Below are 14066 nucleotides of genomic sequence, written 5' to 3'. Positions count from 1 at the left end.
CAGTATGAAACTAAAAACAAACATTAGCCACTTACATGGCAGTATCCGAGTTCCAGGTGACAAGTCTATTAGCCATCGTTCCATAATCTTTGGAAGTTTGGCTGAGGGTGAGACTAAAATTTATGATATTCTGCGAGGTGAAGACGTTCTTTCTACCATGCAGGTTTTTCGTGACCTTGGTGTTGAGATTGAGGATAAAGATGGGGTTATTACCATTCAAGGTGTAGGTATGGATGGTTTAAAAGCTCCGCAAAATGCCCTTGATATGGGAAATTCTGGGACCTCGATTCGCCTGATTTCAGGCGTTCTTGCTGGGGCAGACTTTGAAGTAGAAATGTTTGGAGATGATAGTCTTTCCAAACGTCCTATGGACCGCGTGACCCTTCCACTGAAAAAAATGGGCGTTAGTATTTCAGGGCAAACTGAGCGAGACCTGCCTCCCCTTCACTTAAAAGGGACGAAAAACCTTAAACCTATTCAATATGAGTTGCCAATTGCTTCTGCCCAAGTCAAGTCAGCTTTGATGTTTGCGGCTTTGCAGGCTCAGGGAGAGTCTGTAATTATCGAAAAAGAGTGCACTCGTAATCATACTGAAGATATGCTGCAACAATTTAGTGGTCATTTAAGTGTGGATGGCAAGAAAATCACAGTCCAAGGGCCACAAAAATTGACAGGACAAAAGGTGGTTGTTCCAGGAGATATTTCCAGTGCAGCCTTTTGGTTGGTCGCAGGTTTGATTGTTCCAAACTCTCGTGTGGTGCTTAAAAATGTGGGTATCAACGAAACGCGTACAGGTATCATTGATGTCATTCGCGCCATGGGTGGAAAATTGGAAATAACTGAAATTGACCCAGTCGCTAAATCTGCAACCTTGACTGTTGAGTCTTCTGACTTGAAAGGAACAGAGATTGGTGGTGCTTTGATTCCACGCTTGATTGATGAATTGCCAATTATTGCTCTTCTGGCGACCCAAGCTCAAGGAGTAACAGTTATTAAGGATGCTGAGGAACTTAAAGTCAAAGAAACAGACCGCATTCAGGTTGTGGCAGACGCTTTAAATAGTATGGGAGCAGATATTACTCCGACGGCAGATGGAATGATTATCAAAGGAAAATCAGCCCTTCACGGTGCTAGAGTCAATACTTTTGGAGACCATCGTATCGGCATGATGACAACCATCGCAGCCCTCTTGGTTGCAGATGGAGTAGTGGAGCTTGATCGTGCAGAAGCCATCAATACCAGCTATCCTAGTTTCTTTGATGATTTGGAGAGCTTGATTCATGGCTAAGGTGTTATTAGGCTTTATGGGGGCTGGAAAATCGACTATTGCAAGAGGCTTGGACCCTCATTACCTTGATATGGATGCTCTGATAGAGAAGCGCTTAGGTATGTCCATTGCGGAATTTTTCTCGGAAATGGGAGAAGAGGTCTTTCGACAGGTAGAGTCAGAAGTCCTAGTTGATCTACTAAAAACGGACCAAGTTGTGTCAACTGGTGGGGGCGTAGTCATTTCTAAGCGAAATCGTGACTTACTCAAGACCAATTCTGATAACATCTACCTGAAAGCAGATTTTGAAACCCTATACCAACGCATAGCAGCTGATAAGGACAATCAGCGCCCGCTTTTTCTAAATAATAGCAAGGAAGACCTTGCAGCTATTTTCCAAGAAAGACAGGCTTGGTATGAGGAAGTGGCTAGTCGGATTTTGGATGTGACTAAGCTAAGCCCAGAGGAAATTATAGAGGAACTGAGATGAAAATTGCTTATCTAGGTCCCAAGGGATCATTTTCACACCACGTTGTGCAGACAGCTTTTCCTCAGGAGGAATTGCAGGCCTTTGCCAACATTACAGATGTCATCAAGGCCTATGAGCAAGGCTTGGTGGACTATTCTGTGGTGCCAGTTGAAAATTCTATTGAGGGTAGTGTTCATGAAACCTTGGACTATCTTTTTCATCAGGCTCGCATTCAAGCAGTTGCAGAAATCGTTCAGCCTATTCATCAGCAGTTGATGGTGGTCCCAGGTCATACTAAGATTGAAAAGATTTTTTCTCATCCTCAGGCTTTGGCTCAAGGAAAGAAATTCATCGATGAACAGTATCCAGATGCCCAAATCGAGGTGACTGCTAGTACAGCCTATGCGGCCCGTTTTATTTCCGAACATCCAGACCAACCTTATGCAGCGATTGCACCTAGAAGTTCTGCTGAAGAATATGGTTTAGAACTGATTGCCGAGGATATTCAGGAAATGGAAGCTAATTTCACACGTTTCTGGGTTTTGGGAGCTGAAAAGCCTTCTATTCCCTTGCAAGCACAAAGGGAGAAAATGAGTTTGGCCTTGACCTTACCGGACAACCTTCCAGGTGCACTTTATAAGGCCCTATCGACCTTTGCTTGGAGAGGAATTGACCTGACAAAAATTGAAAGTCGGCCACTCAAGACAGCACTGGGAGAATACTTTTTCATTATTGATGTGGACTATGCTGATAAGGACTTGATCCACTTTGCCCAAAAAGAATTAGAAGCGATTGGAATCCAGTATAAAGTTCTGGGTGCCTATCCCATTTATCCAATATCAGACCATGGAAAGGAGAGAAGATGAGCAAAGAAAATCCGTTAAGCCATCACGAGCAGTTGCGTTATGACTATCTTTTTAAGAACATTCATTACCTCAATGAGCGAGAGAAAAATGAGTTTGCTTACTTGCAAGGTAAGTTAAATATGGCTAGCAGTAGTAAAGCTTCTCCAGAAATTTATAATGAAAATCACGATATGGAAGAGTCTTTCATGGAACCAGTCAATCAGTCTCCTCTTCCGTCCTATGGTAACCGTAGTCGTGCAAAAAAATACCAGAAAAGCCATTCTCTTCCAAAGGTTAAGTCCAAGAAACGTAAGATTCGTTGGGGGCGCATTTTTGCAGGATTGCTTGCTCTTCTAGCCTGTGTCGGTTTTGGCATGATTTTTATGTTCCTAAAAGGCTATTCAAATGCTGATCCAAATAAACCTGCCAATGCTAAGGCAGCTCAAGTAGAAGTTTTTCATGGTCAAGATACCAAGGATGGGGTTAATATTTTGATTATGGGAACGGATGGACGGATTGGCCAAAATAGTGCTGAAACGAGAACGGACTCTATTATGGTACTAAATGTTGGTGGTTCAGATAAGAAAATTAAGCTGGTCAGCTTCATGCGTGATAATTTGGTTTATATAGACGGTTATAGCCAAGTCATTAACGGTAGAAAGCAATCCGATAATAAGTTGAATGTGGCCTATGAACTAGGGGAACAAGAAGGCCAAAAAGGGGCAGAAATGGTTCGCCAAGTATTGAAAGATAATTTTGACTTGGACATTAAATATTACGCTTTGGTAGATTTCCAGGCCTTCGCAACCGCTATTGACACTCTGTTCCCTGATGGGGTGACGATTGATGCCAAATTCTCAACCTTAGAAGGTCAACCTTTAACCGAAGCTACGGTGGGAGATGACTTACATGCTACAGAAACAGAGTCTCCAACCCAGACGATTAAAGTTGGGAAACAGCAGATGAACGGTTCAACCTTGCTAAATTATGCTCGCTTCCGTGATGATGACGAAGGTGATTATGGTCGTACCAAGAGACAACAGCAAGTATTGACAGCTGTTCTGCAACAACTCAAGGATCCAACCAAACTCTTTACTGGATCAGAAGCACTTGGTAAGGTCTTTGGCATGACCTCTACGAATGTTTCCTATAGTTTCTTATTGACCAATGGATTATCCTTCCTAGATGGAGCGCAAAATGGCATTGAGAGATTAACAGTTCCAGAACTAGGTGATTGGGTCGATGCCTATGATGTTTATGGAGGCTTGGGCTTGCTGGTCGATCAAAATAAATATCAAACCAAGCTCGCTCAAATGGGAATGAGATAAGTTAAGACAGAAAAATCAAAGTTTGAAGGCTATGTATCCAGCAGTCAGGCTTTGATTTTTTACAGTCTGCAATAGATTTTCACCCCTTATTTGTGGTATAATGAAACGATACGATAGAAAGAATAATGAACAATATGACTGATTTAAAAGCAATTCAGGATCGAAGTCTGGAGATGGCTGAATATTTTGTGGCCTTTTGTAAAGAATATGATTTGCTCTGTTATCTCTGTGGAGGAGGTGCTATTGGTGCCCTTCGAAACAAGGGGTTTATTCCTTGGGACGACGACCTAGACTTTTTTATGCCCCGTAAGGACTATGAAAAATTAGCAGAATTATGGCCTCGTTATGCAGATGAGCGTTATTTCTTGTCAAAGAGTAATAAGGATTTTGTCGACCGCAATCTTTTTATTACCATTCGTGACAAGGAAACGACTTGTATTAAGCCTTATCAGCAGGATTTGGATTTGCCACATGGTCTGGCCTTAGATGTGTTACCTTTGGATTATTATCCGAAAAATCCAGCTGAGCGGAAAAAACAGGTTCGTTGGGCCTTGATTTATTCACTCTTTTGTGCCCAAACTATTCCAGAAAAGCATGGTGCACTTATGAAATGGGGAAGCCGTATTTTACTGGGCGTGACGCCAAAATCTCTCCGTTATCGCATTTGGAAAAAGGCTGAGAAAAAAATGACCAAATACAGTCTAGCTGAGAGCGATGGAATCACTGAATTATGCTCAGGTCCTGGCTATATGCGAAACAAGTACCCAATCGCATCTTTTGAAGACAATCTTTTCTTGCCATTTGAAGGAACAGAGATGCCTATTCCAGTTGGCTATGATGCCTATCTCAGCACTGCTTTTGGAGACTACATGACACCTCCACCAGCAGACAAGCAGTTCCCACATCATGATGCTGTCATCGCTGATATGGATAAGTCTTATAAAGAATACAAGGGAGAATATGGTGGCTAAGAAAAAAATATTATTTTTTATGTGGTCTTTTTCTCTCGGGGGTGGCGCAGAGAAGATTCTATCTACCATTGTTTCTAATCTGAATCCAGAAAAGTATGATATTGATATTCTTGAAATGGAGCACTTTGACAAGGGATACGAATCTGTTCCTAAACATGTATGCATTTTAAAATCTCTTCAGGATTACCGCCAAGCCAGATGGTTACGAGCTCTTTTGTGGAGAATGAGAATTTATTTTCCAAGACTGACCCGTCGCTTACTGGTGAAAGATGACTATGATGTTGAAGTTTCCTTTACCATTATGAATCCTCCACTTTTGTTCTCTAAAAGAAAAGAAGTCAAGAAAATCTCTTGGATTCATGGAAGTATTGAAGAATTTCTTAAGGATAGCTCCAAAAGAGAATCACATAGACGCCAGTTGGATGCTGCGGATACCATTGTAGGAATTTCAAAAAAGACCAGTCATTCTATCAAGGAAGTCTATCCAGACTATGCTTCGAAATTACAGACGGTCTACAATGGTTATGATTTTAAGACTATTCTAGAAAAATCTCAAGAGAAGATCGATATCGAGATTGCTCCTCAAAGTATCTGTACCATTGGACGGATTGAGGAAAATAAGGGTTCTGACCGTGTGGTGGAAGTGATACGATTATTACACCGAGAGGGAAAAAACTATCATCTCTATTTTATCGGGGCTGGGGATATGGAAGAGGAACTGAAAAAACGCGTCAAAGAATATGAGCTTGAAGACTATGTACATTTCCTTGGTTATCAAAAAAATCCTTATCAGTATTTGTCTCAGATGAAAGTTCTCTTGTCTATGTCTAAACAAGAAGGTTTTCCTGGAGTGTATGTGGAAGCCTTGAGTCTGGGAATTCCTTTTGTCTCTACGGATGTCGGAGGAGCTGAGGAATTATCTCAAGAAGGACGATTTGGACAAATCATTGAGAGCAATCAAGAGGCGGCTCAGGCAATTATTGACTACATGACCTCTGCAACAAACTTCGATGTCAATGAGGCTAGCCAATTCATTCAACAATTCACAATTACCAAACAAATCGAACAAGTAGAAAAACTATTAGAGGAGTAGCATGGAAACTGCATTAATCAGTGTGATTGTGCCAGTCTATAATGTGGCGCAGTACCTAGAAAAATCGATAGCTTCCATTCAGAAGCAGACCTATCAGCATCTGGAAATTATTCTTGTTGATGATGGAGCAACGGATGAAAGTGGTCGCTTGTGTGATTCAATCGCTGAACAAGATGATAGGGTGTCAGTGCTTCATAAAAAGAATGAAGGTTTGTCGCAAGCACGAAACGATGGAATGAAACAGACTCACGGAGATTATCTGATTTTTATTGATTCAGATGATTATATCCATCCAGAAATGATTCAGAGCTTATATGAGCAATTAATTCAAGAAGATGCGGATGTTTCGAGCTGTGGTGTCATGAATGTCTATGCTAATGATGAAAGCCCACAGTCAGCCAATCAGGATGAGTATTTTGTCTGTGATTCCCAAACATTTCTAAGGGAATACCTCATAGGTGAAAAAAACCCTGGAACGATTTGCAATAAGCTAATCAAGAGAGAGATTGCAACTGCCCTATCCTTTCCAAAGGGATTGATTTATGAAGATGCTTATTATCATTTTGATTTAATCAAGTTGGCTAAGAAGTACGTTGTTAATACCAAACCCTATTATTACTATTTCCATAGAGGGGGTAGTATTACGACTAAACCCTATGCAGAGAAGGATTTAGCTTATATTGATATCTACCAAAAGTTTTACAATGAAGTTGTGAAAAACTATCCTGACTTGAAAGAGGTTGCTTTTTTCAGATTGGCCTATGCCCACTTCTTTATTCTGGATAAGATGTTACTAGATGATCAGTATAAACAATTTGAAGCCTATTCTCAGATTCATCGTTTTTTAAAAGGCCATGCCTTTACTATTGCTAGGAATCCAATTTTTCGTAAGGGTAGAAGAATTAGTGCTTTGGCTCTATTCATAAATATTTCCTTATACCGATTCTTATTACTAAAAAATATTGAAAAATCTAAAAAATTACATTAGAACGGGGGTGAGCAAGTGATTGATGGAAAACGATTATTATTTAGTTTGACCATAGTCAGTTATGCCTTGACGCTAGTAAGTGGAATTGTATATCTGTTTAATAATAACAATGTTAGCTTGCTTTCTACTTTATTGTTCTTACTGGTTAGTAGCTTAATTGCTTGTTGGAATGATATCAAGTATTACTTAATCCATTTTATTTTCTTTTTAACTATTTTTGTATTTCTGGTATCAAGGCCGACCATTGATTATTTTAGAGATGGCGCTTTGGATACCTATCATCCCATAGCCTATCGTTTTGCCTTTATAGTTGTCATGGTTTCGATATTGGGATTGACCACAGGGGGGCTCCTAGCTCGCTATTTTATAGCTAGAAAGAAAATACAAGTATCGAAGATAGAAAGTTCTCTAAAAGAGGTTTACATCAAGCGGTTGCGCTTTGTATCGCTAGGAGTTTTTCTTCTAACCTATCCTTTCTATTTTATTCGCTTATTTGAACGACTCCTGTATCGCTTGCAGACTTCCTACTATACCTACTATGCAAACTTTGAAAGTAAACTGCCTTATTTTACCTATATCTTATCAACATTTACGGTCTATGCAATGTGTATGTATTTGGCAACCAAGCCAAAGAAATGGCAGGCAACAGTAGTGCTTGTCTCCTTTATTGCAGCTAATACTATTCATTTAGCAATCGGGACACGCAATCCCTTTATTTTAAGTATTTTATTTGCTTTCGTTTATTACTTTATGCGGGAGCAAACAGAAAAGGGAAAATGGATTGGGTTTAAAGAGAAGTTAGCGATTTTTGTAGGTTCTCCTATTCTCATGTTAGCGATGGGAGTGCTCAATTATGTACGGGATAATGTCCAAGTTTCCCATACAGGTTTCTGGGATATCCTGCTTGACTTTATCTATAAACAAGGAACCAGTTTTGGTGTTTTGGCTCGAGGTTTTCTATTTAACAGTAGCCTCCCTTACCGAGATTTCCGTAATTTTACTTTTGGTCCTGTTCTTGATTATTTTGCAAGGGGGAGTTTGGGGGCCATTTTCGGAGGAAAAGCCTTTGAGCATACAACCAATAGTGTAGAGCTAGCTATCGATAGTAATAGTTATGCCCACAATCTATCCTATCTTGTTTTGAATAAGGAATATTTGAAAGGACATGGTATCGGAAGTAGTTATATTATGGAGTTGTATACAGACTATGGTATGATAGGAGTCTTTCTACTTAGTCTCTTACTCGGTATGCTATTTATAGCCATGTTGCAAGTAGCCTACCGCTCAAGAACAATTCTATTTGCCTTGTCCCTACTCATCTTGAATAATCTATTCTTTATGCCAAGAAGTAGCTTTTCAGAAAGTTTCTTCAATTTATTTACAATGCAATTCTGGGGAATTGTTCTTGTGATTCTATTCGTAGCGAAAATGCTTACAAAAGAGAACCAGTATCTACTAAACAAAGGAGAAAAAAATCATGTTTGAACATTATTCAGTAGCTGATTTGTTTGCAAATCTTTATAAAAAACGAAAAGCAAATATTCTAGCTCTCATCGCTTTATTTGCTCTCATTGCTGTACCATTTACAATTAAAGCAGTTAAGAATAAAAACACTGTCAAAGACACAACAAGTTATTCAACTTATCTTAGCTATAAAATTACTCCTCCAGAAGATTCAGCCAAAACGATTTTGAATCATCAAATTGGTGGTTATAGTGATTTCTACGGGAAATTGATTGATGGGAATTTGAATGGAGCTTATCTTTTCAATGATGTAGATTCTAGTGAGTTGAAAAAAATTGCCAGTGAATTAGATACGACAGAAACAACCTTGAAAAATTCTACGAATGATTATTGGTGGAAAAAACTGACTGTCTACTATATGATTGACGATGCAGGGGTTGGTGTGAAAATTTTGACACCAAGTAAAGATGCTAATGACTTGTTGGAGCGAAAAATTGATGGATTGATTGAGAAATTTAAACACACTTATGCAAATGTAAAAATTGAAAAATTGGAAACCATCAACTCTAAAGAATTGAATGCAAATGGTGAGACAGCGCTTGGATTGAATGTGAAGAATTTGATTCTCCGTTTAGCTGTTATTGGAGTAGTCTGTGTGATTTTGGTTGTGATGGGAAATGTATTGGTTTATCTCTTTAATCCAACAATCAATAGAGCAGGTGATTTTTCTCAGTATCAAATTGATTTTGTAACAGAGATTACAACAATTGCTAACCTAGCAGATGTCTTGTCATACAAAAATGCTGGGCAAGAATTGACTATTGTTAGCTCAAATAAAGCTATTCTAGATAAATTAAAACAAAATCAAGAGGCTTTGAAAGGAATGCATTTTGTAGATTTACAAGATGTACCATCTCTTTTAGAAAGAGATACCGTCCTTCTTGTTGAAGAATACGGAGTGACTCGTTATAAGAAATTTGAGCAAAGTCTTCAAATTCTCAGAAACTTAAATCGTTCTATCCTCGGTGTAGCAACCTTTAAACTATAAGCTTTCTGATGTATTAGGTCTTCAAAGTTGGCTAAGAGCCGATTTTGAAGGCTTTTTCTATTTGTTTGCAGAAATTTTCTCTTATACTCAATGAAAATCAAAAAACAAACTAGGAAGCTAGTCGCAGGTTGCTCAAAGCACCGCTTTGAGGTTGTAGATAAAGCTGACGTGGTTTGAAGAAGTATTAGAGTCTTCTACAGAAGTTACCCTAGGGAAAATCTATCCTGACAGAGGAGCCTTCTTTTGATAAAATCGTAAAAATCTAGTATAATAGATAGAACTGAAAGTATGAGGTTACTAGCAATGAAAATGAAACAAATCAGTGATACAACTTTAAAAATCACGATGTCTTTAGAGGATTTGATGGATCGAGGGATGGAGATTGCTGACTTTCTCGTTCCTCAAGAAAAAACAGAAGAGTTCTTTTATGCTATCTTGGATGAGTTAGAGATGCCTGAGAGCTTTTTGGATACAGGTATGTTGAGCTTCCGTGTGACTCCAAAACCTGATAAGGTAGATGTTTTTGTAACCAAATCAAAGATTGACCAAAATCTAGATTTTGAAGACTTATCGGATTTACCAGATATGGAAGAATTGGCTCAAATGTCGCCAGATGAATTTATCAAAACCTTGGAAAAAAGCATCGCAGACAAAACCAAGGATGATATAGAAGCCATTCAATCTCTAGAGCAAGTAGAAGCCAAGGAAGAAGAGCAGGAGCAGGCTGAACAAGAAGTTGAAGGCAAGAAAGAGCCTTACATCTACTACATCCTTTCTTTTACAAAATTGGCTGACTTGGTGGCTTTTGCCAAGACAGTAACTTTTGAGATGGAAACTTCTGAACTCTACAAGATGAACGAGCGCTATTATTTGACCATTTTAGTGGATATTGAAAATCATCCAAGTCCATATCCAGCTTGGTTGTTGGCTCGTATGCGCGAGTTTGCGGACGATAGTGACATCAGTCGCTCAGTCTTGCAAGAGTATGGTCAAGTCTTGATCAATCACGATGTGGTGATTAATCTACAAAAGATTGGATAATCATTTCTGGAAAGCTATTTCTAGATTTTAAGAAGAGCGAATCGTCGGATTCGTTTTTTCTTTTCTAGACTGAAATAGTGATTTACTATAATAGGAATTTTCACAAAATTCTGTTATAATGGCTATATTAGAAAATTTCGAGGAGATAAACATGACAGTTAAAATTGCTTTACTAGGATTTGGTACCGTTGCAAGTGGTGTGCCTTTCCTCCTAAAGGAAAATGGAGAAAAAATCAATCAATCAGCACATTCAGAGATTGAAGTCGCCAAGGTGTTGGTCAAGGATGAAGATGAAAAGAATCGCTTGCTTGCAGCAGGGAATGACTTTAACTTTGTAACCAATGTGGATGACATTTTGTCAGATCAAGACATTACGATCGTAGTGGAATTGATGGGGCGTATCGAACCTGCTAAAACCTTTATCACTCGTGCCTTGGAAGCTGGAAAACACGTTGTTACTGCTAACAAGGACCTTTTGGCTGTCCATGGTGCAGAATTGTTAGAAATCGCTAAAGCTAACAAGGTAGCACTTTACTATGAAGCAGCAGTAGCTGGTGGGATTCCAATTCTTCGTACCTTGGCAAATTCCTTGGCTTCTGATAAAATTACGCGTGTCCTTGGCGTGGTCAACGGAACTTCTAACTTCATGATGACCAAGATGGTGGAAGAAGGCTGGTCTTACGATGATGCGCTTGCGGAAGCGCAAAGACTTGGTTTTGCAGAAAGCGATCCGACCAATGACGTGGATGGGATTGATGCAGCTTACAAGATGGTGATTTTGAGCCAATTTGCCTTTGGCATGAAGGTTGCCTTTGACGATGTGGCCCACAAGGGAATCCGCAACATCACACCAGAAGACGTAGCTGTAGCCCAAGAACTTGGCTATGTAGTGAAATTGGTTGGTTCTATCGAGGAAACTCCTTCAGGAATTGCTGCAGAAGTGACTCCAACCTTCCTTCCTAAAGCGCATCCACTTGCCAGTGTAAATGGGGTAATGAACGCTGTCTTTGTAGAATCTATCGGTATCGGTGAGTCTATGTACTACGGACCAGGTGCTGGTCAAAAACCAACTGCAACAAGTGTTGTGGCGGATATTGTCCGTATCGTTCGTCGCCTGAATGATGGAACCATTGGCAAAGACTTCAACGAATATAGCCGTGACTTGGTCTTGGCAAATCCAGAAGATGTCAAAGCAAATTACTACTTCTCAATCTTGGCTCCAGACTCAAAAGGTCAAGTCTTGAAATTGGCTGAGATTTTCAACGCTCAAGATATTTCCTTCAAGCAAATCCTCCAAGATGGCAAAGAAGATGACAAGGCGCGTGTTGTGATTATTACACATAAGATCAATAAAGCCCAGCTTGAAAATGTTTCAGCTGAATTGATGAAGGTTTCAGAATTCGACCTCTTGAATACCTTCAAGGTGTTAGGAGAATAAGATGAAGATTATTGTACCTGCAACCAGTGCCAATATCGGACCAGGTTTTGATTCGGTCGGTGTAGCTGTAACCAAGTATCTTCAAATTGAGGTCTGCGAAGAACGAGATGAGTGGCTGGTTGAACACCAGATTGGCAAATGGATTCCCCATGACGAGCGTAATCTCTTGCTCAAGATTGCTTTGCAAATTGTACCAGACTTACAACCAAGACGTTTGAAAATGACCAGTGATGTTCCCTTGGCGCGTGGTTTGGGTTCTTCAAGCTCGGTGATTGTTGCTGGGATTGAACTAGCCAACCAGCTGGGGAATCTCAACTTGTCAGACCATGAAAAATTGCAGTTGGCGACCAAGATTGAAGGACATCCAGACAATGTGGCTCCAGCCATTTATGGTAATCTCGTTATTGCAAGTTCAGTTGAAGGGCAAGTCTCTGCTATTGTGGCAGACTTCCCAGAATGTGATTTTTTAGCTTACATTCCTAACTATGAATTGCGCACTCGAGACAGCCGTGGTGTCTTGCCTAAGAAATTATCCTACAAGGAAGCTGTCGCTGCCAGTTCTATCGCCAATGTAGCTGTCGCAGCCTTGTTAGCAGGAGATATGGTGACAGCTGGGCAAGCAATCGAGGGAGACCTCTTCCACGAACGTTACCGTCAGGACTTGGTGAGAGAATTTGCGACGATTAAGCAAGTAGCCAAAGAGAATGGTGCCTATGCAACCTACCTCTCTGGTGCTGGGCCGACAGTTATGGTCTTGGCTTCTCATGACAAGATGCCGGCGATTAAGGCAGAATTGGAAAAGCAACCCTTCAAAGGCAAACTACATGATTTGAAAGTTGATATCCAAGGTGTCCGTGTCCAAGCAAAATAAAGAATAGAAGATAGGATGGGGAAACTCTTGACCAGATGGCTTCCTATCCTTTTTTTGAAAAGAAGTTTATACTCAACGAAAATCTAAGAGCAAACTAGGAAGCTAGCCGCAGGCTGCTCAAAGTACTGCTTTGAGGTTGTAGATAAGACTGACGAAGTCAGTCACATACATACTCTAAGGCAACACTGACGTGGTTTGAAGAGATTTTCGAAGAGTATTAGTTAAAAACTTGATAAAGGAGAAACAAAGATGGCAGAAATTTATCTAGCAGGTGGTTGTTTTTGGGGCCTAGAGGAGTATTTTTCACGCATTTCTGGAGTGCTAGCAACCAGTGTTGGCTACGCTAATGGTCAAGTCGAAACGACCAATTACCAGTTGCTCAAGGAAACAGACCATGCAGAAACGGTTCAAGTGATTTACGATGAGAAGGTAGTTTCACTCAGAGAGATTTTACTTTATTATTTCCGTGTTATTGATCCATTATCAGTCAATCAACAAGGGAATGACCGTGGACGTCAGTATCGGACCGGAATTTATTACCAAGATGAAGCTGATTTGCCAGCTATCTACACAGTGGTGCAGGAGCAGGAGCGCATGCTTGGGCGAAAGATTGCAGTAGAGGTGGAGAAACTTCGCCACTACATTCTGGCTGAAGATTACCACCAAGACTATCTTAAGAAGAATCCTTCAGGTTACTGTCATATCGATGTGACTGATGCTGAGAAGCCATTGATTGACGCAGCAAATTATGAAAAGCCTAGTCAAGAGGTGCTAAAGGAAAGCCTAACTGAAGAATCTTACCGTGTTACACAAGAAGCTGATACAGAGGCGCCGTTTAGTAATGCTTATGACCAAATTTTTGAAGAAGGGATTTATGTAGACATTACGACGGGTGAGCCACTCTTCTTTGCCAAGGATAAGTTTGCCTCAGGTTGTGGTTGGCCAAGTTTTAGCCGTCCGATTTCCAAGGAATTGATTCATTATTACAAGGATCTCAGTCATGGAATGGAGCGAATTGAGGTTCGTTCTCGGTCGGGGAATGCTCACTTGGGTCATGTTTTCACAGATGGACCGCGTGAGTTTGGTGGCCTCCGTTACTGTATCAATTCCGCTTCCTTGCGCTTTGTGGCCAAGGATGAGATGGAAGAGGAAGGATATGGCTATCTACTGCCTTACTTAAACAAATAAAACAGAGAGGGTGGTCACTTCCCACTTTCTTTATTTCCAGAATACGAATAGAAGG

At 40.2% G+C, this 14066-nt stretch carries 13 protein-coding genes; all 13 read left to right on the top strand.

Annotated elements, in window-relative coordinates:
• The first annotated feature begins 4 nt into the window (after window positions 1-4).
• The 13 genes from aroA (at window position 5) to msrB (ending at window position 14011) form a co-directional block, all read left to right on the top strand.
• The gene (gene aroA / locus RYK12_RS01225; RefSeq protein ID WP_314846514.1) at window positions 5-1288 is read left to right on the top strand and encodes a 3-phosphoshikimate 1-carboxyvinyltransferase; all 1284 of its coding nucleotides are present in this window, start codon (window positions 5-7) and stop codon (window positions 1286-1288) included.
• Window positions 1281-1757, top strand: coding sequence for a shikimate kinase (locus RYK12_RS01220; RefSeq protein WP_314846513.1), 477 nt, complete (start codon window positions 1281-1283; stop codon window positions 1755-1757). The genes aroA and RYK12_RS01220 overlap by 8 nt, the downstream gene beginning before the upstream one ends.
• Entirely contained in the window at window positions 1754-2602 is an 849-nt protein-coding gene (gene pheA, locus RYK12_RS01215) for a prephenate dehydratase (RefSeq protein WP_314846512.1), read from the top strand. Before RYK12_RS01220 ends, pheA begins: the two co-directional genes overlap by 4 nt.
• Complete coding sequence (locus RYK12_RS01210) at window positions 2599-3909, top strand: LCP family protein (RefSeq protein ID WP_314846510.1); 1311 nt, start codon at window positions 2599-2601, stop codon at window positions 3907-3909. The genes pheA and RYK12_RS01210 overlap by 4 nt, the downstream gene beginning before the upstream one ends.
• Window positions 3910-4034: 125 nt before the next feature.
• Window positions 4035-4880 carry a phosphorylcholine transferase LicD gene (locus RYK12_RS01205; RefSeq protein ID WP_084925794.1) on the top strand — a complete coding sequence of 282 codons (846 nt, stop codon included), beginning with the start codon at window positions 4035-4037 and terminating at the stop codon, window positions 4878-4880.
• Entirely contained in the window at window positions 4870-5973 is a 1104-nt protein-coding gene (locus RYK12_RS01200; RefSeq protein ID WP_314846509.1) for a glycosyltransferase, read from the top strand. Before RYK12_RS01205 ends, RYK12_RS01200 begins: the two co-directional genes overlap by 11 nt.
• Window position 5974: 1 nt before the next feature.
• Entirely contained in the window at window positions 5975-6961 is a 987-nt protein-coding gene (locus RYK12_RS01195) for a glycosyltransferase family 2 protein (protein ID WP_000446967.1), read from the top strand.
• Window positions 6962-6976: 15 nt separating this feature from the next.
• The gene (locus RYK12_RS01190; RefSeq protein WP_000565076.1) at window positions 6977-8446 is read left to right on the top strand and encodes an O-antigen polysaccharide polymerase Wzy family protein; all 1470 of its coding nucleotides are present in this window, start codon (window positions 6977-6979) and stop codon (window positions 8444-8446) included.
• Window positions 8439-9473 (top strand): prephenate dehydratase, encoded by a 1035-nt coding sequence (locus RYK12_RS01185; protein WP_314846508.1) that lies wholly within the window; start codon window positions 8439-8441, stop codon window positions 9471-9473. Before RYK12_RS01190 ends, RYK12_RS01185 begins: the two co-directional genes overlap by 8 nt.
• 303 nt (window positions 9474-9776) lie before the next feature.
• Window positions 9777-10514, top strand: coding sequence for an adaptor protein MecA (gene mecA, locus RYK12_RS01180; protein WP_314846595.1), 738 nt, complete (start codon window positions 9777-9779; stop codon window positions 10512-10514).
• Window positions 10515-10665: 151 nt separating this feature from the next.
• Window positions 10666-11952 (top strand): homoserine dehydrogenase, encoded by a 1287-nt coding sequence (locus tag RYK12_RS01175; protein WP_314846507.1) that lies wholly within the window; start codon window positions 10666-10668, stop codon window positions 11950-11952.
• A gap of 1 nt (window position 11953) precedes the next feature.
• Window positions 11954-12823 (top strand): homoserine kinase, encoded by an 870-nt coding sequence (thrB, locus tag RYK12_RS01170; protein ID WP_229294659.1) that lies wholly within the window; start codon window positions 11954-11956, stop codon window positions 12821-12823.
• A 249-nt stretch (window positions 12824-13072) separates the two neighbouring features.
• Window positions 13073-14011, top strand: coding sequence for a peptide-methionine (R)-S-oxide reductase MsrB (gene msrB, locus RYK12_RS01165; RefSeq protein ID WP_314846505.1), 939 nt, complete (start codon window positions 13073-13075; stop codon window positions 14009-14011).
• The last annotated feature ends 55 nt before the right edge of the window (window positions 14012-14066 follow it).

Source organism: uncultured Streptococcus sp. (assembly GCF_963518475.1).
Classification (GTDB): Bacteria; Bacillota; Bacilli; order Lactobacillales; family Streptococcaceae; genus Streptococcus.
This window is presented reverse-complemented; position numbering and strand designations above follow the sequence as displayed.